Source organism: Bacillus capparidis, from assembly GCF_017832095.1.
GTDB classification, from domain to species: Bacteria; Bacillota; Bacilli; order Bacillales; family Bacillaceae; genus Bacillus; species Bacillus gobiensis.
Map to the genome: position 1 here is coordinate 318,953 of NZ_JAFDST010000002.1, position 21,155 is coordinate 340,107.

Consider the following 21,155-nt stretch of genomic DNA (forward strand, 5'->3'; position numbering starts at 1 on the left):
ATCATTTTTCTACCAATTTTATCAGAAGTGAAGCCATTTTGTGTGTATCATGCCTTATGACGTTATTGTCATAAGAAATAATCCGGTCTTGAATAACCTCTAAGCCCATCTCTTTTAGCTTTTCCGCATTAAATTGAACAGGCTGGGCAAGTTCTTTTGCATATTTTTCTCTAAAATCTTCCGTTATTTCCTCATCATTCACTATGATTGTGTCGATGAAATCCTTGTTCATGTGGTCATTTAGCGCTTTTACATGATCAGCTGCGCTGTAGTACAACGTTTCCCCGGGCTGAGTCATGACATTGCAAATGTATACTTTCTTTGCTTGTGCTTTGCAAATTTCTTCTCCGATCTTCGGTACGAGCAAATTTGGAAGAATACTCGTATAAAGGCTCCCCGGCCCTATGATGATTAAATCCGCCCCGCGGATCGCCTCAATTGCTTCCGGCAGCGGATCAATTTTTTCCGGGGTCAGAAAGACCTTTTTAATTTTTTTCCCGTATGCCGGGATGGCAGATTCTCCAGAAACAATCTTTCCATCCTCCATTTCAGCATGCAGCACAACACTTGTATTCGCAGCCGGCAGCACTCTGCCGCGGACATTAAGCACCTTGCTCATTACGGTTACCGCATGAAAAAAGTCTCCTGTAATGTTTGTCATCGCTGCTAAAATTAAGTTTCCTAAAGAATGCCCTACCAAATTGTTGCCTTTGCTGAATCGATGCTGAAATAAATCCTCGACGAGAGGCTCGACATCAGATAAGGCAGCAAGCACATTCCGAACGTCCCCAGGGGGCGGAATATGAAGTTCATCGCGAAGCCTTCCCGAGCTCCCTCCGTCATCAGCAACGGTGACGATTGCAGTAATATCGATCGGTTTCTCTTTTAATCCCCTGAGCAGAACAGACAGTCCAGTACCTCCGCCAAAAATAACGATTTTTTGCTTCGTAGACATCTATCGCCTGCTTTTCTTTTCAATGTCCCGATGAGACACGAAAGTGTAATAGTCTTCTTTAAAAACGTTCCCAAGATGATCTGCAAGCGTAACTGAGCGGTGCTGGCCTCCTGTACAGCCGATGGCTATTACAAGCTGGCTTTTTCCTTCTCTTTTATAAAAAGGGAGCATAAAGGTTAAAAGATCGGTCAGTTTTTCCAGGAATTTCTGAGTTTCGTTCCATTTCATGACATAGGATGATACTTCTTCATCTTTTCCTGTCATTGGCCGCAAATAATCTATGTAATAAGGGTTGGGGAGAAATCTCACATCGAACACCAAATCTGCATCAATCGGAAGCCCATATTTAAATCCGAAGGACATGATATTGACTGTAAAGGTTTGCCCCTGGTTCGTCGCAAAATGCTGTACGATTTTTTCTCGAAGTTCTTTCGGTTTCATTTGAGATGTATCGTAAATGATTTGCGACCTGCCTTTCAGCTCCTCAAGCAGCTCTCGTTCCAGACCTATCCCTTCCAGAGGCAGCCCGCTTGCAGCGAGTGGATGGGAACGCCTTGTTTCTTTATATCTTGTCACCAATATCTGATCTTTAGCATCCAAAAATAAAATTCGTGGTGTTATCCAAGTCACTTCGGACATTTCATCCAATGCTTCGATTAATGTTTTGAAAAATTCGCGTCCTCGAAGATCCATGACGATGGCTACCTTGCTCATTTTCGAGCTGGATTCCTTCATCAGCTCTAAAAATTTAGGAAGCAAGGACGGAGGAAGGTTATCGACACAAAAATAACCCATATCCTCAAAGCTTTGAATAGCCACCGTTTTTCCGGCGCCTGACATGCCGGTAATAATTACGAGCTCTATTTCGTGAGATGTACTTGAAGCCATGCTGCTCTCCCCCTAGCCTAATTATTTTGTTACTTACCCCTGCGGATCCAGACGATAGGAAAGCAGTTCAAAGTCAGGTGTATACGTAAAACTGCCATGCAAAAGGCCGTTGCCTTTTAATAAATAATCAAGAATGTGAAGATCTCCTGGGGCCATTGGCAAATTCTTTATCTCTTTTAAGCCATGCCATTTTAAAATACCTTCTTCCGATTCTTGAAGTGCTTTTCCTGTATACGAATCGCTGACAAAAGAAAACATCATCCATTCTGATACAACCTGATTCCCATTTTTAATGATAAAGGTGAAGACTCCCTTTAAAATTGGATTGGTCAAAAACAGGCCTGTTTCTTCGCGATATTCTCTGATTACGGAATCTCGAACTGTTTCCCCGCTTTCCATTTTTCCTCCAGGAGCTACCCACCATCCGCGACGCGGCTTTTGTAATAGAAGGGCTTTATCTTCTGATGTAAGTAAACAATTGGTCACTCTTTGCAAAAAATGTCACCTATCCTTCATCCATCTATTTCTATTATACCTTTTATAACAAATGCACTCAACGACCATGCAATATACGTCGTCTGGAATAACGAAAAAAAGGACACGGAAACAGGTTCCGTGCCACACAATTTATACTTAATAAAAGGGGGTCAATTACTATTCATATCATAACTGAAAATTGTTTCACTCCTGTTACAACGGCGTTAAATCATCGTAACGATTTGAAGTTAGTTAACAGCCTTCAGCTTCTCATTCAATTCCTCTACGTAATGCTGCACGCTTTGCGCCGCGATACTTCCGTCACCAGTCGCGGTGACGATTTGGCGAAGCGATTTTTCTCTTATGTCCCCTGCGGCAAAAATACCATCAACCTTTGTTTCCATACGTTCATTTGTCTCGATGTAGCCTTCCGCATTGGTGATGCCGAGATTTTCAAACGGCTTGGATAGAGGAAGCATACCGATATAAACAAATACACCGTCACAGGTAAATTCTTGTTCTTCACCCGTTTTTGTGTCAACTAGAGTTACCTTACCGACTTTTCCTCCGTCCTCATGAATTTCTTTTACAGTTTTATTCCAGAGAAAATCAATTTTCTCATTATCAAAAGCACGCTGCTGCAGAATTTTTTGTGCTCTTAATTCATCTCGGCGGTGTACAATCGTCACTTTTGAGGCAAAGCGGGTAAGATAGACTCCCTCTTCAACTGCTGAGTCGCCTCCGCCAACCACGACAAGCTCTTTGTTTTTGAAGAATGCTCCGTCGCAAACTGCACAATAAGAAACTCCGCGGCCTCCTAATTCCTGCTCACCAGGAATACCGAGTTTTTTATATTCAGCACCTGCTGTGATAACGACTGAACGTCCTTTGTATTCTTTGTTTCCGGCATTGACAATTTTGTATTCTTCTCCATCGACAATTTCTTTAATGTCTCCATACGCATATTCCGCACCGAATTTTTTCGCATGATCAAACATTTTATTTGAAAGCTCAGGACCAAGAATGCTGTCAAACCCAGGATAATTTTCAACATCTTCTGTATTTGCCATTTGACCTCCGGGTATGCCTCTTTCAATCATTAATGTCGAAAGATTGGCTCTGGAAGTATAAACAGCCGCAGTCATGCCTGCAGGTCCTGCTCCGATAATAATGCAATCATAAATCTTTTCTTCAGACATAATATCCACTCCTTGCTTCTTTCTATCGTATGCGTTTAAGTTTTCCCAATTGATTTATCCTTACCCATATCCTATAAAAAATCAAATGATCATGCCATTATTTTGCTTGAGATTCGATCCGCCGTAAAAAAAGAAACTCACCTTGACATCATCTGCAAGGTGAGCCGTATTAAAGCAAGCTATCCACTAGATTGACATACTTCGTTAACGTAGCCGCAGAGATCTGAAAAGCGTCTGCAACATGCTTTTTAGCTACTTTCTGATCCTGGGCGCACTTCCATGAATAATAAACAGCAGCAGCCCATCCTCGCGGCGTCCTCATGGATAAATTAGCACCGCGTATTAGCTGGATAACATGGGCCATGAACAAGCAAAACACGTCTTCTTGTCCTGCCTCTCCATCTGCGTGATGTACCGATTTTACCATTCGAAATGCAAAAAGGGCATCATCAGATACTTTCATTTCCGGCTGTTCTCCGTGGATCAAAAGCTCACCGACTTGTGTTTCAAACGGTGTTTTCACCCGGTCTGACTGAAGATACCTCTGAATTTCGTTTGTCCGATTGGTATAGAAAGAGAAAAATAATGCGGCAACCCTTTCCTCTGTTTTCCGATATACAGGAGGCTTCTCCGATTCACTCTTCCACGGTTCAATCCGGCTATCCTCAGGAAATTCTTCCTTCATCCGCTTCCAAATCATCTTGGCAAATTTCAAGCGTCCTGTTCGATAGGCAGAGCATGAGAGCCAATAATAAAAGGTGTCGTCTCCTTCAAAACCCGTCTTATATAACTTCTTTAGCCATTTGAATCCCAAATCAAAGCGGCCGATCAGTGAAAACGTCGCACCAAGCTTATACTGCTGTTCAATCAGCAGCGGACAAACATTGGAAAGCCTATCACTTAAAGCCAGCATCTTTTCATCATCATGTTCGTAATAATAGAAGACGAGAAGATTGCACAAGGCATGCAAGTTCCCACTGTTTCCTTTAAGAACGGTTTGCAGCGTTTGTTTGGCTTTGTCAACATTTCCTGCATAAAAATGGGCCAATGCCAAATTGTTATATGCGGACCAAAACTCAGGATATTCCTTAATAATTTTTTCTAAGATTTGGATCGCCTCATCGAGCATTCCTTCTTCAAGAAGGGATCTCGCTTCATCCTGATTCACAAGTAAATCGTCTTGATTATGCGGATCGCTTAAATCCTCATCGCTCATTTCAAGCAGTTCAAGCAGGCTTTCGTTTTCTTCGCATAAATCTCCATCCGGTTCAGCAGCAGAATACTTCGTTGCCGATTTGTACGCTTCATGGAATAATCCGAGATAGGCGTAATTATTAGCCATAAAAAAGTGGCATTCAGCCATATCGTCTTTAAGATGATTTAAGATGTATGATAAAAGTTCATTTGACTGCTGGTAATGACCCATTTCAGTGTAGATGACAGCAAGCTGATAAAGCATGGATGCGTTTTCCGGCTCCAAAACAATGGCACGCTGAAGAAGCTTGCTTGCTCTGGTCAAGTTCCGCTCCCGATATGCTTTTAATCCTTTATGGTAAAAGTAATGGCCATCTTGCAAAAGCTCTATTACTTTCGGTTTGTTCTGATGCTCCAACATGAATTTTCCCACAGATACCCTCCAATTCATGATTATTACCGTGCATAGTATACCATACTACATTGATAACTTACAGCTTCTTTGAAGGAAAACGGGAATTAAAAAGGAGGATAAATCCCTCACCTTTAAACAAATCAGGTGAAGAAGAGTCTCCACCTGATTTAAATGATGATCTGTCAATTATACATTCTACTTCTTATTGCCGTGTCTTTCAGCTAGCGTTTGCAGCACTTCTTCAAATGGAAGCCCCTGTTCACGTAGAAGTACCAGCAAATGATAAAGCAAGTCTGCCGATTCCCATTTCAACTCGTCTTTATCTCTATTTTTGCTCGCTATAATAACTTCAGCCGCTTCTTCCCCAACTTTTTTACAGATCTTATCAATCCCCTCGTTGAAAAGGTAAGTTGTATAAGCGCCTTCCGGCCGATCGGCATATCTTTTTGCAATAACTTTTTCCAGCTCATTTAATATTTCACTGCTTCCAACCTCTAAAGCCTCGGATTTTTCATTCGGGGTAAAACAGCTGTAGCTTCCTGTGTGGCATGCCGGTCCTTTCGGATCAACGAGCACAACGAGAGCGTCGCTGTCACAGTCCTGGCGAATATCGATTACATGCTGGATATTTCCCGAAGTTGCTCCTTTATGCCAGAGCTCTTGCCGGGATCTGCTGTAGAACCAGGTTTGTTTCGTTTCGATCGTTTTTTCCAGCGATTCTTTATTCATATATGCAAGCGTTAATACTTCCTTACTGAAGGCATCTTGAACGATTGCCGGAATAAGTCCATCTTTTGAAAATGTTAGCTCGTCTATCGTGATCATCTAATATTCACTCCACGGTTTCTGATGTATGCTTTCACTTCATGAATTGAGGTCTCTTTATAATGAAAAATTGATGCAGCCAAGGCAGCGTCGGCTGTCCCTTTCGTAAATGCATGAAGCATGTGCTCTGCGTTGCCGGCACCGCCTGAAGCAATTACCGGAACAGATACAGCTTCAGAAACAAGCTTGGTCAGTCGATGATCAAAGCCGTTTTTTTCTCCGTCTGAGTCCATGCTCGTCAATAGAATTTCTCCGGCCCCTCTCATAACGGCTTCTTTTGCCCATTCGACAACTTCTAGATCTGTCTCTTTTCGCCCGCCATGGGTATATACTTTGTACGTATCGGATTCCGGGTCATATTTTGCGTCAATCGCAACCACGATGCATTGGGAGCCGAAAAAATTGGCGCCTTCTGTTATCAGCTCAGGGCGCGAAACAGCTGAAGTATTGACAGATACCTTGTCCGCTCCTGCCCGGAGGATGCGTTTCATATCATCCAGGTGATTAATGCCGCCGCCAACAGTAAAGGGGATTGCAAGTGCGGCAGCAACCTTTTCAACAACATCAATCATCGTTTTTCTGCCTTCATGGGAAGCTGAAATATCAAGAAAAACAAGCTCATCTGCGCCTTCTGAATCGTAGACAGCAGCAAGCTCAACCGGATCTCCCGCATCTTTAAGCTCCAGAAATTGTATACCCTTAACCACTCGTCCGTCCTTTACATCCAGACACGGAATAATTCGTTTTGTAATCATATGGACTTCACCTTTTCCAATCCTTCTTCAACAGAGAAACGATTTGTATAAAGCGCTTTTCCTACGATTGCTCCGGCAATGCCTTTATCCCTGTTTTTTGCAAGCGTTTCTAGATCTTCTAATGAGCTGACTCCGCCAGATGCAATGACTTCCTTCCCTGTGGCTTCAGCAAGCTCAATCGTGCTCTCGACATTTGGGCCGGATAGCATGCCGTCATTTGCAATATCCGTAAAAATAAAGACCTCCGCCCCAACATGTGCTAATTCTCTTCCCAAATCGCATGCTTTTACATGGGAATCCTCAAGCCAGCCTTCGGTTGAGACGAAGCCGTTTCTCGCATCAAGCCCAATCGCGATATGCTTTCCGTATTTTTTCAGCATTTCTTTCACAAACGACGGGTTCGAAACAGCTGAGCTGCCAAGAATAACTCGATTGACATCATTGGTTAAATAATAATCGATATCCTTTTCGCTTCTGATTCCTCCGCCAACCTGAATATTTGCGTCTAACGTTTTGGCAATTTCCAGCACATGGCGGTCATTGATTCGTTTTCCCGCTTTAGCACCATCAAGATCGACCAAGTGAATCCATTCTGCACCCTGACCGGCGAAAAACGAAGCCATTTCAAGCGGAGAATCTCCGTAAATCGTTTCGTCATCGTAATTTCCCTGAACAAGTCTTACACATTTTCCGTTTCTCATATCTATAGCTGGATATAAGGTAAATGCACTCATTTTTTCACCTTCTGTTCTGCCGCGATTTTCGTAAATTGGCTAAGAATCGCCATACCGACTTCACTGCTTTTTTCAGGATGAAACTGGGTGCCAAACACATTTCCTTTTCCGACAACTGCAGGAACTGGTACACCATAATCCGCGGTGGCCAGAAGTGTGTCCTCCTCAGCTTCCGTAATGTAGAAGGAATGAACGAAATAGCAATACCCTTCATTCACCTCTCTGAGCAGCTCGTTTTCACGATGAAATGTTAGTCGATTCCATCCCATGTGAGGCACCTTCAAACGAAGTCCATCCTCATCCTGGTTGTTGATATGGACCGCCCTGCCTTTAAGGAGACCCAGCCCTTTTGTTAATTTAAATTCTTCGCTCTCGTCAAACAAAAGCTGCATCCCAAGACAGATTCCTAAAAGCGGTTTTTGATCAGCGACAATTTGATGAACGAAGGCTTCAAGCCCGCTCTCCCTAAGTAGACTCATTGCATCTTTAAAAGCGCCGACACCGGGAAGGATAAAGCCATCGGCATCAGATAATTCTTCAGGTTTATCAGATAAAATGTATGGAACATCTAAACGCTCCAACGCTTTTTTTACGCTAAAAAGGTTACCCATACCATAGTCAATAATTCCAATCATCTACAGCATTCCTTTCGTTGAAGGGACTCCGGTAATTCTTGGATCAATCGTCGTGGCTTCATCAAGCGCACGTCCGAGTGCCTTAAAGACTGCTTCAATCATATGATGGGTGTTCGTGCCATAATGAACAATCACGTGCAGATTCATACGTGCTTCCAATGCCAGCTTCCATAAAAATTCGTGGACAAGCTCTGTATCAAATGTACCAACTTTTTGGGAAGGAAACTCTCCCCTCATTTCCAAATGCGGCCTGTTGCTTAAATCGATGCTAACCTGGGCCAGCGCATCATCCATGGGAACAAACGCCGTACCGTAGCGCTTGATTCCAGCTTTATCACCTAACGCTTCAAGCAAAACCTGACCAAGACATATTCCGATATCTTCTGTGGTATGGTGATCGTCAATATCGACATCTCCCTTGGCATTAACGGTCAAATCAAAATTTCCGTGCTTTGTAAACAGATCTAGCATATGTGACATAAATGGGACGTTGGTTTCGATATTGGAATTTCCTTTTCCGTCAATTGAAAAAGAAAGAGCAATATCAGTTTCTTTCGTTTTCCGTGTCCGTTCAGCGATTCTCATTACCATCCTCCTGTTTTCTGGCTTCTACTGCTCTAGCGTGAGCTTCAAGTCCTTCCAGCCTTGCAAAAGAAGCGATTTTTCCCGAATTTTCAAGAAATGCCTTCTTGCTGTAGGCGATAATGCTTGACCGTTTTTGAAAATCTGCTACATTTAATGGGCTGGAAAAACGGGCGGTTCCGTTCGTGGGTAACACGTGATTCGGTCCTGCAAAATAATCCCCCACCGACTCCGTACTGTAGCGTCCAAGAAAAATCGCTCCAGCATGTTTGATTTTTCCCAGCAACGATTGAGAATGCTTTGTCATGACTTCCAAATGCTCCGGTGCCAGCTGGTTGACAACATCAATTGCTTCCTCCAGATTTTCAGTTACATAGATATGTCCGTTGTTTTCAATAGATTTTGCCGCAATATCCTTGCGTGGAAGAGCTTTTAATTGTTTATCGACCTCTGTTTGCACTTCTTTTGCAAAAGCCTCTGAAGGGGTAACAAGAATACTTGATGCAAGTATGTCATGCTCAGCTTGCGAAAGCAGGTCAGCAGCAATTTCATGAGCAGCGACAGAGCCGTCAGCAAGAACAACGATCTCGCTCGGTCCTGCGATCATATCAATATCTACATGACCGAAAACTTCACGCTTGGCGAGAGCCACGTAAATATTTCCGGGTCCCGTAATTTTATCGACGCTGGCAATCGTTTCTGTTCCATATGCCAATGCAGCAATTGCCTGGGCTCCTCCCATTTTATATACTTCACTGACTCCAAGCTCTGCTGCGGCAATGAGCACGCTTGGTGCCAGCCCTCCATCTCTCGTTGGCGGAGAAACAAGCACAATTCGTTCAACCCCCGCTACGAGTGCAGGAATGACATTCATTAAAACGGTAGAAGGATAGGCAGCCGTTCCACCCGGTACATAAACACCGACAGAATCAAGCGCTGTAACTTTCTGTCCGAGCATTGATCCATCATTTCGATGATAAAACCATGAAGTTTGAAGTTGCCTTTCATGATATTCCTTTATATTTTCAATCGCTTCCCTTATCACCTGGTGATAGTGAACATCAAGAGTGCTGTAAGCTGCAGCTAGCTCTTCTTTTGATACGACGGGATTCGGATTAACTCCATCAAATTGTTTTGTAAAGGACTTTACTGCAGAATCACCGTTTTTTCTCACTTCTGAAATGATGTGCTTTACCGTATTTTTCTGTTCGTCCGTTCCGTAGTCAATGGAACGTTTAATTTTAAAATTTTTACTTATTTTTGTAATCTTCATTTTACCGGTTCCCCTTCCACAACGAGCGCAAGCCTTGAAGCCAGCTCTTCAATGATTTTATCTTTCATACGGTAACTGACAGGATTTACAATAAGCCTCGATGTGATATCACAAATTTTTTCGCTTTCTACCAATCCGTTTTCTTTAAGAGTTTGCCCTGTTGAAACAATATCAACAATGCGTTCAGCAAGTCCGACTAAAGGAGCCAATTCCACAGAGCCATTTAATTTTATGATTTCTACTTGCTCCCCTTGCTCACGGAAATACTTTGATGCTACATTCGGGTATTTGGTAGCCACTCGAGGAGCTACTCCACCTATTTCAGCCTGAGGCAGACCGGCAACTGCCAAACGGCATTTGCTGATTTTCAAATCTAAAATTTCATATACATCCCGTTCTTCCTCTAGCATAACATCTTTTCCTGCTATACCTGCATCCGCCACTCCGTGCTCTACGTAAGTCGTTACATCAGTCGGCTTGGCAAGAATAAAGCGAAGATTCTCAGCAGGTACATTAATAATCAGCTTTCTGGAAGCTTCAAATTCATCAGGAAGTTTGTATCCTGCCATTCTCAGAAGTGTTACAGCTTCCTCAAATATTCTTCCTTTCGGCATAGCGATCGTTAGTGGTTTATCCATTTTTCTCTTCCTTTCCGTCACCTGTCAGATACGTGATGTTTTGGAAGGATATTTCCAGTTCTTCAAAATTAGTTACACCTCTGATATCCTGAAGCACAACTTTTTTCCCTTCCATGCGCTCTTTGTCCGCTAATCTTATCGCCGCTTTGCGATTTTCTTCGCTAAATACAATAGCTTCAATTTCAGCATCTTCCATACTGATATGCAATGCTTCGACCAGCCTGTCTGTACGAATCGAAAATCCCGTCGCAGGAGCCCCTGCCTGAAAATGATCAAGCAAATGGTCATAGCGTCCGCCATTCCCAATCAGATAGCCTACATTTTCTGCATAAATCTCAAACAGAATCCCGGTATAGTAACTCATATGGCTTACCATGCTCAAATCCAGCTTAATATGTTCCGTACATCCGTATTCTTTCAAAATTTCGTCTAATTTTCTTAAATCATCTGCCGCTTTTTTTCCTTCTTCAGAAAGTAGTGTACTCGATGCTTGAATGACTTTATCCATGTCACCGCGGAGTTCAGGGAGCTCTAACAGCTTCCTTTTTTTCTCAGGATCTAGCGGCAGAGTGTATACTTCTTCTTTATATCCTACATAATTTTTTTGATAAAGGAAACGACGCAGGCGATTTGATGCCTCTCTGTCTCCGACACTTTCATAGAGAAGCGCCTCCGTGATCCCGATATGTCCGATCGCAACCTGAAACCCTTTTAGCCCCGCGTTTTTTAACGAGCTGATGGCAAGTGCGATAACTTCCGCGTCAGCGCTGATTGTACCGTCACCTATTAATTCAACACCTGTCTGTTCAAACTCTGCTGGCCTTCCGCCTTCCCGTTCTTGAGCCCGGAAAACATTTGCAGAATAACCGATGCGGAGGGGATGTTGCTGTTTTTTAATTTTTGAAGCGGCAACCCTTGCGATGGGACCTGTCATATCCGGCCTGAGCACAAGTGTTTGACCGGAATGATCCAACAGCTTAAATAAATTTTCTTCTGAAATTGATGATCTGAATCCAACTGTCTCATAAAACTCGAGAGTCGGGGTTTCCATCAGCTGATAGCCCCAGCCTTTAATGACATCTGTCAAAGATGAGCGGATTTTTTCTTTTGTACTATATAAATCAGGAAGAGTATCTCTCATTCCCTGCGGTTTTTCAAACATGAACATGATGAGTAAGCACCCCTTGAAGATAAGCTTAAGTATTTTTGAAAAAAATTAATGATAGTTTAAGTGAGCAAAAAAACAAAATCCTTTAGTTCGCTAATATGATAATATGCTAACATGCAAAAGAGATTTTCGCAATTCTTTAAAGGTTAAAAAAAGGAAATTCCTTTTAGAATTTCCCTTGGTATCAGCCTGCCTAACTCTGGCCGTTATGTTCCTCCGCTTCTTTTTTCATAGAAATAAATTGCATCGGATTTCCTCCTACAAATGCGCCGGAGGGTACATCTTTATGAACAAGTGTACCTGCAGAAATTACAGCGCCGTCACCAATGACTATACCTGGCAAAATCGTTGTATTGGCTCCGATCATGACTTCATCGCCTATTTTGACTTCCCCCAGCCGATACTCCTTAATTAAGTATTCATGGGCCAGGATCGTTGTATTGTAGCCAATAACCGTGTTCCTTCCGACGGATATCTTTTCAGGAAACATAATATCGAGCATAACCATTAACGCAAACGAAGTCTGATCGCCGATTTTCATATGTAAAAAAGTGCGGTAAAGCCAATTTTTCATTTTCAAAGAAGGAGTATATCTCGCTAATTGTATGACGATAAAATTTTTTATGACTTTAAGGAAGGGCACAGTTTTATACACATGCCATAGTGAATTACCGCCTTCAACCGGATAGCGGGTTGTTCTCCTCACATTACTTCACTCCTGCGATGGCAATTAGATCGCTCATTTTATCAAGCATATAGTCAGGTTTGTACTTTGCAAGATAGTCTTTCCCTTTAATGCTCCATGCTACACCGGCAGTTTTAGTTCCAGCGCTTTTGCCTGACTCAATGTCATGATAATTATCTCCAACCATAATTGCTTCCCCAGGTTTGCTGTTTAATTGCTTTAACGCTTTTAATACAGGTTCTGGATGCGGCTTTTCATTCTCAACATCATCGAGAGTAACTATCGCTTCAAAAAAACGTTCAAGCCCGGTAACCTTGAGCCCCATTGTTACAGTATTTTTCAGCTTTGTTGTCACAATGCCCAGCTTGAAACCCGATTGCTTTAACTGTTCCAGTGTTTCATAAACCGTTTCATACTCTGTCACCAATTCATCGTGCATTTTGTGGTTGAATTCCCTGTACATTTTGATCATGTCTTCCTCGTGTCCCGGTTTTAACCCGGTAAAGGTTGTATGAAGAGATGGGCCGATAAAAGGAAGAACCTGCTCCCTTTTGTACTTGCCAGGAAAATAATGCTCGAGCGTATGCAAGAAAGAAGCTATAATTAGTTCGTTTGTATTGATTAATGTTCCATCCAAATCGAATAAGATCGTATTAACCTTCATAGACGGCTCCTTTTCTTTCAGAATGATAGTCCCTGTTTTTCCATAAATAAGAAATCGCTATCGTTAATAATAAAGCTGTTGTCAATCGTATCACCAACAGCGGCCAGACAGGTATGCCGAGCGGAATAAAGACAAGTGTATCCTCAACCACCGCATGGCAAGCAACTAGAAAAATAAAAGCAAGCGTAAGATCCCTCTTGCTTACTCCATCTTCCTCTACTGCTTTGATCATAACACCGGCTCCGTACGCAAGCCCAATCGTAAGGCCGGCAACCATTGTCATCGAAGTATTTTCTTTCATTCCAAGAAGTCTGACAAATGGAGCGATCCAATTGGAGAATACGTTAAGCCATCCTTTATCCCTCATAATCTGGATGACAATCATCAAAGGAATAATAATCGCAGCAAGCTGCAAAATATTCATACCGGCTTTGGCAAACGCAGCCATCACGATCTCAAACCAACCTTCTGGAGGGGCTGTTTTGTTTACTGAAACAAAACCATATTGAGCCGTGCTTTGCCCGCCGTGCCAAAAAAGATGAATGAGAACACCGGAAAAAACGGCAAGGCCGATTCGTACGGCTAAAATAACCCAAATTTTTATGCCGACCTTCATCGCAACTGTCGATTCGATGATTACGTTATGGCAGAAAGACAGCATAATCGCTAGAATAAACACTTCTTTAACTGTTAATTCAAGGGAAAATATAGCTGCAATTCCTGCATAAAGGTTAAGCATATTTCCGATTACGAGAGGGATGGCGGCTTCTCCAGATAAACCAAAAATGCCCATAACTGGAGAAATAAGCTTAATAATCCAACCCATCACAGGTGTATGCTGCAGCAAACTGATGAGGATTGTAACTGGAAAGATTACCTTTCCAAGTGTCCATGTTGTTTGCAAGCCTGATTTAGCACCTGCAGCCAGAGTTTTTTTCATATAGATTCTCCTTTTGCTAGCTTTTTAAGAGGGATCCAAATATCTTGTTTTAGAATCTCCTCTGACACGTCTGACTATAATGAAAATAATTGCAGCTGCAATCAGCGTGACCGATATCACTTGGGCAGCACGTAACGTATCTGTCAGCATCAAGCTGTCGGTACGCATTCCTTCAATAAAATAACGTCCGATTGAATACCATATGACATAAGTTAAGAAAAGCTCTCCCCTGCCAAGGTTTACTTTTCTAAGAACAAGCAGCAGAATAACTCCTGCGAAGTTCCAAAGCGATTCATATAAAAAAGTCGGATGATGGTACTGACCTTGTATATTCATTTGGTTAATGATGAATTCCGGAAGGTGCAAATTTTCCAAAAATGCTCTCGTAACAGGGCCACCGTAGGCTTCCTGGTTAATAAAATTTCCCCATCGCCCAATAGCCTGCCCAAGCAAAATACTAGGAGCTGCAATGTCAGCAAGCTTCCAAAATGAAATACCTCTAATCTTTGCAAAAATAATGCCCGTAACAACAGCTCCGATTAATCCTCCATGGATGGCCAGTCCGCCTTCCCATATTTTCACGATTTCACCCGGATGATCCCTGTAATACTCATTCCATTGAAAAATAACATAGTATGCTCTTGCTGAAAGGATCGCGATCGGAATCGCAAATAAAATTAAATCAACAAATGTATCTTTATGAAGCCCTCTTTTTTGGCTTTCACGGACTGCCAGCCATAGCCCGAGCAATGCCCCTAGTCCAATGATTACTCCGTACCAATGAACAGCTAATGGCCCCAGCTCAAACGCAACAGGATTTATTGGTGTAATTTCTTCGTTCATGGTCTCAGCTCCTTTTTAGTCCTGCTCATGTTCCTCAATTACGCCTGCAAGCTTATTTGTAAATTGTTCAGCTGCATTTAAGCCCATCCGCTTCAAGCGGAAATTCATAGCCGCTACTTCAATAATAACGGCAAGGTTTCTTCCGGGACGTACCGGAACCGTAAGTTTCGTAATTTCTGTATCGATGATTTTCACTTTTTCTTCTTCCAGTCCAAGCCTGTCGTACTGCTTTCCCTGTTCCCAAAGCTCCAGGTTCATGACAAGCGTAATACGTTTATAGCTTCGTACAGAACCGGCACCAAATAAAGTCATCACATTGATGATGCCCAGCCCTCTAATTTCTAGAAGATGCTCAATCAGTTCAGGCGCACTTCCAACAAGTGTATCTTGATCTTCTTGGCGAATTTCAACACAGTCGTCTGCAACCAATCGATGGCCTCTTTTTATTAATTCCAACGCCGTTTCACTTTTTCCTACACCACTTTTTCCCGTGAGGAGAACACCTACACCATAAATATCAACCAATACACCATGAACAGCAGTCGTTGGCGCAAGCTTGCTCTCTAGATAATTGGTCAGTCTGCTCGCAAGCCTCGTCGTTTTTAATGGCGATCTTAAAACAGGGACTCCGTTTTGTTCAGATGATTCGATCAGTTCAGGCGGCACATGCATGTCTCTCGTTACAATAACGGCTGGTGTTATATCCGTACATAAAGAATCCATGCGATGCCTTTTCTCACTATCCAAAAGTTTTTCAAAAAAGGAAATTTCGGTTTTTCCCAAAAGCTGGACACGTTCCTTTGGATAATATGTAAAGTATCCAGCCATTTCCAAACCTGGTCTGGACAGATCACTCATAGTAATTGGCCGATTGATCCCTTCTTCTCCGCTTATTAATTCGAGTTGAAAATGGTCCATTAGGTCTTTCGTTCGAACCTTTGGCATTACTTTTTCCCCCTTCTAGGTCGAGGTTTTTTTTGACATACAGCTATATTCTATCACTTTTAAAAAAAAGCCAAAACATATTTTATTAAACGACAAACAAATGGTACATTTGTATAGACAACTATACTCTATTAATAACTGGAGGAGAATATGGGACAAAGACTTGCCATTCAGAACGTAAAAATCGCAGAAGAGCATGAGATCATACCTAACGGATATCTTATCTTTGAAGATGAAGTCATCCTCAAGGTCGGGCACGGCGAGCCGGATATTTCTTGCGACAAGGTTATTACGGCACCGAGCGGCTCAGTTCTTTTGCCGGGAATGATTGATATTCATATTCACGGCGGGTACGGAGCGGATACTATGGATGCAACTCCTGACGCATTACAGACCATTTCAAAGCATCTTCCCTCCGAGGGAACGACAAGTTTTTTGGCCACAACGATTACCCAAGAGCACTCCCGCATTGAAGATGCATTAAGAAATGCAGCTCATTGGATGAATGGCCAGCACAACCACATGGGGGCTGAAATGCTGGGAATTCATTTAGAAGGCCCTTTTATTAATAAGAACAAGGCAGGAGCACAGCCGGAGAACCATATAATTCCACCTAACCTAGAAACGTTTATTAAATGGCAAAAGCTTTCAGAGAATCGAATTAAAATTGTTACATTCGCACCTGAAGAAGACACCTCCCATACTTTTGTGAAGTACTTAACATCTCAGAATATTATTCCATCCATCGGCCATTCCGACGCAAATTATAACCAAATGAACGAAGCAATTGCTTCTGGAGCCAAGCATGTGACACACTTATTCAACGGTATGAGAGGATTTCATCACCGGGAACCGGGAGTTGCAGGAACTGCGCTTGCTCGCGAAGATCTTTTTGCCGAATTGATAACAGACGGAATTCACAGTCACGAAGCGGCGGTAAAACTGACCTATCAAGCGAAAGGTAGCAGCGGAATTATTATGATCACCGATTCCATGAGAGGAAAAGGTCTAAGTGACGGACGTTATGACTTTGGCGGACAAACGGTTGAGGTAAAAGGAGACACAGCTTTTCTTTCTGACGGAACACTTGCAGGATCCATTCTAAAAATGAACGAAGGGGCAAAGCTGATGATGAAAATTACAAATTGTTCACTTTTGGATATTGTCCGCATGACCTCAGCCAACGCAGCAAACCAGTTGAAGGTATATGACAGAAAAGGAAGCCTTGCTGCTGGAAAAGATGCAGACCTTGTGATAGTAAGTCCTGAAGGAGACGTACTTAAAACTTATTGCAAAGGAAAAATTGCCTGGGAAAGAACGGAGGAATTATAATGGTTAATATTCTTATTTATCATTCTTACAAAGAACTTAGCCGGGCCGCAGCTGAAGAAATTGCAAGCCAAATTCAAAGAAAAGCCGATTCTGTTCTCGGACTCGCTACGGGAGGGACACCTGAAGGAGTATACGATGAACTTATTGACATTCATAAAAGACAAAATCTTTCTTTTCGTTCTGTCGTGACCTTTAACCTCGATGAATATGTCGGGCTTGGTTCAGACGATCCGAATAGTTATCGCTATTACATGACGAAACGCCTGTTTTCACATATTGATATTCCAAAAGATCAATATTTCCTGCCTGACGGAACGAATGAGAACTTGCTGCAGGAATGTGAGGATTATGAAAAGCTGATCACCTCCCGCGGCGGCATCGACCTCCAGCTTCTCGGAATCGGTCATAACGGCCATATCGGTTTCAATGAACCAGGAACGCCATTTTCGACCAAAACACACACTGTAACATTAAAACAGCAAACAATCGAAGCGAACTCAAGGTATTTCCATACTATAGAAGACGTGCCTAAGCAAGCCATAACGATGGGGATTGAGAGCATTTTAAACAGCAAGAGGATTATTTTGCTTGCATCTGGAAAAAAGAAAGCCAGTGCTGTAAAAAGGCTGATTGAAGGTACCGTGGATGAAAGCTTCCCTGCGTCAGCTCTTCATCTCCATCCGAATACGACGATTTTCATCGATCGTGATGCTGCATCTTTATTAGACGATTGAAAGGATTAAATTAATGTATATTAATAAGCATTCACCAGTCCCTATTTATCATCAAATTGAAGAACAGCTGAAAGCGATGATAGACAAGGGAGAGCTGCAGCCAGATATGCTGCTTCCTTCTGAACGGGAATATTCAGAGACATTCGGAATCAGCCGAATGACTGTAAGACAGGCCCTTTCAAATTTAGTCAGCCAAGGATATCTTTATCGGCAAAAGGGAAAAGGAACGTTTGTCAGCAAACAAAAAATTAAACAGCCGCTTCAGGGATTGACAAGCTTTACGGAAGATATGAAAAGCCGCGGACGAAAACCAAGCAGTAAGCTCCTTCGGTTTGAAATCATCAAAGCGGATGAACACATTTCGAACCAATTAAGCCGCCCTTATGGCGCAAGCGTATATGAGATCATGAGAATCAGGCTTGCAGACGATATCCCTATGGCATTAGAAACGACGTATATTCCCATTGATCTGTTGAAAGGGCTGACTGAAGCAGATCTTAAGGCCTCTCTTTATGAATACGTGGAAAAACATCTCGATTCATTGATCAGTCACGCCAGGCAAGAATTGGAGGCAGGTATTGCAGATGCTTTCGAAGCAAGCCATCTTGACATTTCGAAAGGAACACCTGTTCTTCTGATGAAACGCATATCATTTTTGCAAAACGGGACACCGTTCGAATATGTAAAATCCGTTTATCGAGGAGACCGATATTCATTTATTTTTCAGATGGATCGACAAAAATAGCGCTAATCATGCTCCTTTTACAGTATCTACTGTTTATAACAGAGATAAAGGAGGTTGATTAAGTGAAAATATTTTTAGATGCTGGCCATGGGTATCAAACGCCGGGAAAACGTACGGTTGATGGAATGAAGGAGTACGAGTTTAACAGAGATATTGCCGAAAAGGTAAAAACCTTGCTTAAAACCTATTCATCTGTTCAGGTATCTTCCGTTCACAGCGACAAGAGAGACGTCCCTTTAAAGGAACGAACAGCTCTTGCAAATAAGGCTTCTGCCGATTTGTATCTATCCATTCATGCCAACGCGAGTGGCAATGGAAAAGAGTGGAACGATGTTAACGGAATTGAAACGTTCGTTTACCTATCAAAGCCAACGGAAGCCACGTCTCTTGCACAAACGATTCAAAACGAATTAATCAAGGCGACGGAAAGAAAAAACCGGGGCGTGAAGCTGGCTGACTTTCATGTGCTGAGAGAAACAAAAATGACGGCGATCCTTTGTGAATGTGGTTTTATGACCAATAAAGAGGAAGCCGCCCTGTTAAAAACACCCGCTTATCGTCAAGCATGTGCAGAAGCAATCACTAAGGGCATTACCGGGTTTTACAAGCTTAAGCGAAAGCGCCGGACTAAACATGGTTCAAGCGGGTGCGTTTGATGAGAACGAGCATGCTGAGAAACTAGTTACAACGCTAAAAAAGCTGGCTTTGATGAATGATTCAAAAAAGGTCCTTAACCAAGGGCCTTTTTTACTGCACTATCATTTTACTATGGTTTCGTTTGAGGTTTAATCATCCATTGCTGGGGGTTATCCTCCCATGTCTGGGATTTATCCTCATTTGTCTTTTCTCTTTAAGATTTATTGTAAAATTGAAGTTTTCTGAAGAACCATTTATTTTTCTTCCCTTTCATCTTAATGATGAATTCATCCTTCCCGGGATAGGTTTCTGCGTCATAATAATTGAATGAATGAAGATAAGGAGAAAACGTGGTGAAGTGGATGGTGTCATCTTTAGGATTAACAGTAAGCACCCGCAAGTAGCCTTGCCCGCCATTTGGTGCAGCTTGATAATCTGCGAGAATTTGGTAAACTGTCCGGTCTGCTTTTCCGTCCCCGTCGTCATCAATCTCATCCGCTTTTACATTTGCTCCGTGATAATGACCGCTTAACACCAATTCTACGTTTTTATTTTGCTTTACAATCTGTTCGTATAATTTTTCGCCTACTTGGCTTCTTTCGCCGTTTGTATACAAATAATCGTGAAAGGCAAGGATCGCCCGACGATCGGGATACTGTTGAAGGACATCGTTCATCCAGTTCACTTCCTCCTGATTGATTCCCCAGCCCATAAATACGATGATATAGTCGTCTCCTTCGGCAGAAATTAAATCATAATGCCCCTTATTTTGTAGATACCTATCACCATACCAGGGGTTATCTTTAAACCTTGAATAGCCGAAATATTTTCCATACTTCGTGTAATTGTCCTTGCCGTTCAGGAGATCGTGGTTTCCTGCCAACACTCCATACGGCACAAGATTTTTGTCCAAAACGCCTAAAAGCCGATCCGCACGCTCCCACTGAACGCGTTTATCTGCTTTATTGATAATATCTCCGGTATGGAAAACGTATTGAATATTAAGCTTTTCTTTTTCTTCTGTAATCCAATTCACCTGTTTTTCTAAAATATGCGGATAGCTTTCTGAATAGTATTGCGTATCGGACATCCAAATAAACGTATATTCTTTTTTATAGAGCCAATTTCCGGCGGCTGTTTCATTTGACGCTTGTACTCCATTCTCCATTGTGAAGCAGATGAAAAAGACGACTGTAAGAATAAAAGGCTTGAATTTATGTCTAACAATTCCCATAAGCAGACCTCCTTCTAATAGGATGTCACAAGCAAGGAGGTCTTATAGACAGAAACAAAAGGAAGTTGAAGGAAAAACAAATAACCCAATCCGGGTTATTTTTTTTGATTTAAAGGTTCAATTATTCCTTTTTGAATCAACAAATGAAAGAGGGAAAGCACAATTGAAGCCCAGATCGCTGTTCCAAAACCATCGATATTGAAGCTGTCTCCCATAATGGCAGCTGTCATCGCCAAGGTAATAGCATTGATGATGAATAAAAACAACCCAAGCGTTAAAACCGTTACAGGCAGCGTCAGAATGACCAAGATCGGTTTTACCAGTACATTTAAAATCGATAAAATGAAACTTGCCACAATTGCTGCCCATATTCCGGTTAATTCTACTGATTCAAAATAACCGGCAATAACGATCAACAGCAAAGCATTGACAAGAACACTGATAATCCATTTCAACATTTACTTAATTTCTCCTTCTTCCGGAACCATATAAATACAAATGAGATAAATAATCAGAAAGGGGATGACTGTAGTAATAATCGCCAGGATAACCGTAATAATCCGTAACAGAGTAGCATCTATATTTAAATATTGGGCTAATCCACCGATGACCCCTGCAATTTTTTTATCGGTCGTTGATCGAAACCATTTTTTCACAAA

The 21,155-nt window shown here is 42.2% G+C and carries 25 protein-coding genes; 4 read left to right on the forward strand and 21 right to left on the reverse strand.

The window, feature by feature from the left end; genetic code table 11:
• Nucleotide 1: 1 nt before the first annotated feature.
• From mgfK to hprK, 18 genes are all read right to left on the reverse strand, one after another.
• Nucleotides 2–955, reverse strand: coding sequence for a gluconeogenesis morphogenetic factor MgfK (mgfK, locus tag JOC74_RS08690; protein ID WP_053604201.1), 954 nt, complete (start codon nucleotides 953–955; stop codon nucleotides 2–4).
• Complete coding sequence (rapZ, locus tag JOC74_RS08695) at nucleotides 956–1,843, reverse strand: RNase adapter RapZ (protein WP_053604202.1); 888 nt, start codon at nucleotides 1,841–1,843, stop codon at nucleotides 956–958.
• A 33-nt stretch (nucleotides 1,844–1,876) separates the two neighbouring features.
• Nucleotides 1,877–2,338 (reverse strand): 8-oxo-dGTP diphosphatase, encoded by a 462-nt coding sequence (locus JOC74_RS08700; protein WP_053604203.1) that lies wholly within the window; start codon nucleotides 2,336–2,338, stop codon nucleotides 1,877–1,879.
• Nucleotides 2,339–2,568: 230 nt separating this feature from the next.
• Nucleotides 2,569–3,519 (reverse strand): thioredoxin-disulfide reductase, encoded by a 951-nt coding sequence (trxB, locus tag JOC74_RS08705; protein WP_053604204.1) that lies wholly within the window; start codon nucleotides 3,517–3,519, stop codon nucleotides 2,569–2,571.
• A gap of 169 nt (nucleotides 3,520–3,688) precedes the next feature.
• On the reverse strand, nucleotides 3,689–5,146 hold the full coding sequence (locus JOC74_RS08710; RefSeq protein WP_211086120.1) for a tetratricopeptide repeat protein: 1,458 nt from the start codon (nucleotides 5,144–5,146) through the stop codon (nucleotides 3,689–3,691).
• A gap of 177 nt (nucleotides 5,147–5,323) precedes the next feature.
• Nucleotides 5,324–5,953, reverse strand: coding sequence for a bifunctional phosphoribosyl-AMP cyclohydrolase/phosphoribosyl-ATP diphosphatase HisIE (gene hisIE, locus JOC74_RS08715; protein ID WP_053604206.1), 630 nt, complete (start codon nucleotides 5,951–5,953; stop codon nucleotides 5,324–5,326).
• Nucleotides 5,950–6,708: an imidazole glycerol phosphate synthase subunit HisF gene (gene hisF / locus JOC74_RS08720; protein ID WP_053604207.1), complete on the reverse strand. Its 759-nt coding sequence runs from the start codon at nucleotides 6,706–6,708 to the stop codon at nucleotides 5,950–5,952. Before hisF ends, hisIE begins: the two co-directional genes overlap by 4 nt.
• Entirely contained in the window at nucleotides 6,705–7,442 is a 738-nt protein-coding gene (hisA, locus tag JOC74_RS08725) for a 1-(5-phosphoribosyl)-5-[(5-phosphoribosylamino)methylideneamino]imidazole-4-carboxamide isomerase (RefSeq protein ID WP_053604208.1), read from the reverse strand. The genes hisF and hisA overlap by 4 nt, the downstream gene beginning before the upstream one ends.
• On the reverse strand, nucleotides 7,439–8,077 hold the full coding sequence (gene hisH / locus JOC74_RS08730) for an imidazole glycerol phosphate synthase subunit HisH (protein ID WP_053604209.1): 639 nt from the start codon (nucleotides 8,075–8,077) through the stop codon (nucleotides 7,439–7,441). Before hisH ends, hisA begins: the two co-directional genes overlap by 4 nt.
• Nucleotides 8,078–8,662 carry an imidazoleglycerol-phosphate dehydratase HisB gene (hisB, locus tag JOC74_RS08735; protein ID WP_053604210.1) on the reverse strand — a complete coding sequence of 195 codons (585 nt, stop codon included), beginning with the start codon at nucleotides 8,660–8,662 and terminating at the stop codon, nucleotides 8,078–8,080.
• A complete protein-coding gene (gene hisD, locus JOC74_RS08740) occupies nucleotides 8,649–9,932 on the reverse strand; it encodes a histidinol dehydrogenase (RefSeq protein WP_053604211.1) in 1,284 nt (427 codons plus the stop codon). The genes hisB and hisD overlap by 14 nt, the downstream gene beginning before the upstream one ends.
• Nucleotides 9,929–10,570 carry an ATP phosphoribosyltransferase gene (gene hisG / locus JOC74_RS08745; RefSeq protein ID WP_053604212.1) on the reverse strand — a complete coding sequence of 214 codons (642 nt, stop codon included), beginning with the start codon at nucleotides 10,568–10,570 and terminating at the stop codon, nucleotides 9,929–9,931. Before hisG ends, hisD begins: the two co-directional genes overlap by 4 nt.
• Nucleotides 10,563–11,738 (reverse strand): ATP phosphoribosyltransferase regulatory subunit, encoded by a 1,176-nt coding sequence (locus JOC74_RS08750; protein WP_053604213.1) that lies wholly within the window; start codon nucleotides 11,736–11,738, stop codon nucleotides 10,563–10,565. Before JOC74_RS08750 ends, hisG begins: the two co-directional genes overlap by 8 nt.
• Nucleotides 11,739–11,931: 193 nt before the next feature.
• The gene (locus tag JOC74_RS08755; RefSeq protein WP_053604214.1) at nucleotides 11,932–12,444 is read right to left on the reverse strand and encodes an acyltransferase; all 513 of its coding nucleotides are present in this window, start codon (nucleotides 12,442–12,444) and stop codon (nucleotides 11,932–11,934) included.
• Nucleotide 12,445: 1 nt separating this feature from the next.
• Nucleotides 12,446–13,087, reverse strand: coding sequence for a pyrophosphatase PpaX (ppaX, locus tag JOC74_RS08760; protein WP_053604215.1), 642 nt, complete (start codon nucleotides 13,085–13,087; stop codon nucleotides 12,446–12,448).
• Entirely contained in the window at nucleotides 13,077–14,027 is a 951-nt protein-coding gene (locus JOC74_RS08765) for a nucleoside recognition domain-containing protein (protein ID WP_053604216.1), read from the reverse strand. The genes ppaX and JOC74_RS08765 overlap by 11 nt, the downstream gene beginning before the upstream one ends.
• A gap of 24 nt (nucleotides 14,028–14,051) precedes the next feature.
• Nucleotides 14,052–14,870: a prolipoprotein diacylglyceryl transferase gene (gene lgt / locus JOC74_RS08770; RefSeq protein WP_053604217.1), complete on the reverse strand. Its 819-nt coding sequence runs from the start codon at nucleotides 14,868–14,870 to the stop codon at nucleotides 14,052–14,054.
• A gap of 15 nt (nucleotides 14,871–14,885) precedes the next feature.
• A complete protein-coding gene (hprK, locus tag JOC74_RS08775) occupies nucleotides 14,886–15,815 on the reverse strand; it encodes an HPr(Ser) kinase/phosphatase (protein WP_053604218.1) in 930 nt (309 codons plus the stop codon).
• 150 nt (nucleotides 15,816–15,965) lie between these two features.
• Between hprK and nagA the strand changes: the two genes are divergently transcribed.
• From nagA to JOC74_RS08795, 4 genes are all read left to right on the forward strand, one after another.
• The gene (nagA, locus tag JOC74_RS08780) at nucleotides 15,966–17,147 is read left to right on the forward strand and encodes an N-acetylglucosamine-6-phosphate deacetylase (protein ID WP_053604219.1); all 1,182 of its coding nucleotides are present in this window, start codon (nucleotides 15,966–15,968) and stop codon (nucleotides 17,145–17,147) included.
• On the forward strand, nucleotides 17,147–17,881 hold the full coding sequence (gene nagB, locus JOC74_RS08785; RefSeq protein ID WP_053604220.1) for a glucosamine-6-phosphate deaminase: 735 nt from the start codon (nucleotides 17,147–17,149) through the stop codon (nucleotides 17,879–17,881). The genes nagA and nagB overlap by 1 nt, the downstream gene beginning before the upstream one ends.
• Before the next feature lie 13 nt (nucleotides 17,882–17,894).
• Entirely contained in the window at nucleotides 17,895–18,626 is a 732-nt protein-coding gene (locus tag JOC74_RS08790; RefSeq protein WP_053604221.1) for a GntR family transcriptional regulator, read from the forward strand.
• Nucleotides 18,627–18,688: 62 nt separating this feature from the next.
• Nucleotides 18,689–19,282: an N-acetylmuramoyl-L-alanine amidase family protein gene (locus JOC74_RS08795; protein WP_053604222.1), complete on the forward strand. Its 594-nt coding sequence runs from the start codon at nucleotides 18,689–18,691 to the stop codon at nucleotides 19,280–19,282.
• Nucleotides 19,283–19,476: 194 nt separating this feature from the next.
• On the opposite strand, the gene JOC74_RS08800 is transcribed toward JOC74_RS08795, so the two are convergent.
• From JOC74_RS08800 to JOC74_RS08810, 3 genes are all read right to left on the reverse strand, one after another.
• Entirely contained in the window at nucleotides 19,477–20,496 is a 1,020-nt protein-coding gene (locus JOC74_RS08800; RefSeq protein WP_053604223.1) for a metallophosphoesterase, read from the reverse strand.
• Between the two features lie 95 nt (nucleotides 20,497–20,591).
• Nucleotides 20,592–20,954 (reverse strand): phage holin family protein, encoded by a 363-nt coding sequence (locus JOC74_RS08805; RefSeq protein ID WP_053604224.1) that lies wholly within the window; start codon nucleotides 20,952–20,954, stop codon nucleotides 20,592–20,594.
• Complete coding sequence (locus tag JOC74_RS08810; protein ID WP_053604225.1) at nucleotides 20,955–21,152, reverse strand: PspC domain-containing protein; 198 nt, start codon at nucleotides 21,150–21,152, stop codon at nucleotides 20,955–20,957.
• Nucleotides 21,153–21,155 lie beyond the last annotated feature (3 nt).

What these genes read in the sequence shown, in the direction of transcription:
- ppaX (WP_053604215.1), bottom strand. Translation starts at nt 13,087, where the DNA reads ATGAAGGTTAATACGATCTTATTCGATTTGGATGGAACATTAATCAAT.
- hprK (WP_053604218.1), bottom strand. Translation starts at nt 15,815, where the DNA reads ATGCCAAAGGTTCGAACGAAAGACCTAATGGACCATTTTCAACTCGAA.
- JOC74_RS08805 (WP_053604224.1), bottom strand. Translation starts at nt 20,954, where the DNA reads ATGTTGAAATGGATTATCAGTGTTCTTGTCAATGCTTTGCTGTTGATC.
- trxB (WP_053604204.1), bottom strand. Translation starts at nt 3,519, where the DNA reads ATGTCTGAAGAAAAGATTTATGATTGCATTATTATCGGAGCAGGACCT.
- hisF (WP_053604207.1), bottom strand. Translation starts at nt 6,708, where the DNA reads ATGATTACAAAACGAATTATTCCGTGTCTGGATGTAAAGGACGGACGA.
- hisH (WP_053604209.1), bottom strand. Translation starts at nt 8,077, where the DNA reads ATGATTGGAATTATTGACTATGGTATGGGTAACCTTTTTAGCGTAAAA.
- JOC74_RS08800 (WP_053604223.1), bottom strand. Translation starts at nt 20,496, where the DNA reads ATGGGAATTGTTAGACATAAATTCAAGCCTTTTATTCTTACAGTCGTC.
- nagB (WP_053604220.1), top strand. Translation starts at nt 17,147, where the DNA reads ATGGTTAATATTCTTATTTATCATTCTTACAAAGAACTTAGCCGGGCC.
- rapZ (WP_053604202.1), bottom strand. Translation starts at nt 1,843, where the DNA reads ATGGCTTCAAGTACATCTCACGAAATAGAGCTCGTAATTATTACCGGC.
- lgt (WP_053604217.1), bottom strand. Translation starts at nt 14,870, where the DNA reads ATGAACGAAGAAATTACACCAATAAATCCTGTTGCGTTTGAGCTGGGG.
- hisG (WP_053604212.1), bottom strand. Translation starts at nt 10,570, where the DNA reads ATGGATAAACCACTAACGATCGCTATGCCGAAAGGAAGAATATTTGAG.
- hisIE (WP_053604206.1), bottom strand. Translation starts at nt 5,953, where the DNA reads ATGATCACGATAGACGAGCTAACATTTTCAAAAGATGGACTTATTCCG.
- JOC74_RS08750 (WP_053604213.1), bottom strand. Translation starts at nt 11,738, where the DNA reads ATGTTCATGTTTGAAAAACCGCAGGGAATGAGAGATACTCTTCCTGAT.
- hisD (WP_053604211.1), bottom strand. Translation starts at nt 9,932, where the DNA reads ATGAAGATTACAAAAATAAGTAAAAATTTTAAAATTAAACGTTCCATT.
- hisB (WP_053604210.1), bottom strand. Translation starts at nt 8,662, where the DNA reads ATGAGAATCGCTGAACGGACACGGAAAACGAAAGAAACTGATATTGCT.
- mgfK (WP_053604201.1), bottom strand. Translation starts at nt 955, where the DNA reads ATGTCTACGAAGCAAAAAATCGTTATTTTTGGCGGAGGTACTGGACTG.
- hisA (WP_053604208.1), bottom strand. Translation starts at nt 7,442, where the DNA reads ATGAGTGCATTTACCTTATATCCAGCTATAGATATGAGAAACGGAAAA.
- JOC74_RS08765 (WP_053604216.1), bottom strand. Translation starts at nt 14,027, where the DNA reads ATGAAAAAAACTCTGGCTGCAGGTGCTAAATCAGGCTTGCAAACAACA.
- nagA (WP_053604219.1), top strand. Translation starts at nt 15,966, where the DNA reads ATGGGACAAAGACTTGCCATTCAGAACGTAAAAATCGCAGAAGAGCAT.
- JOC74_RS08790 (WP_053604221.1), top strand. Translation starts at nt 17,895, where the DNA reads ATGTATATTAATAAGCATTCACCAGTCCCTATTTATCATCAAATTGAA.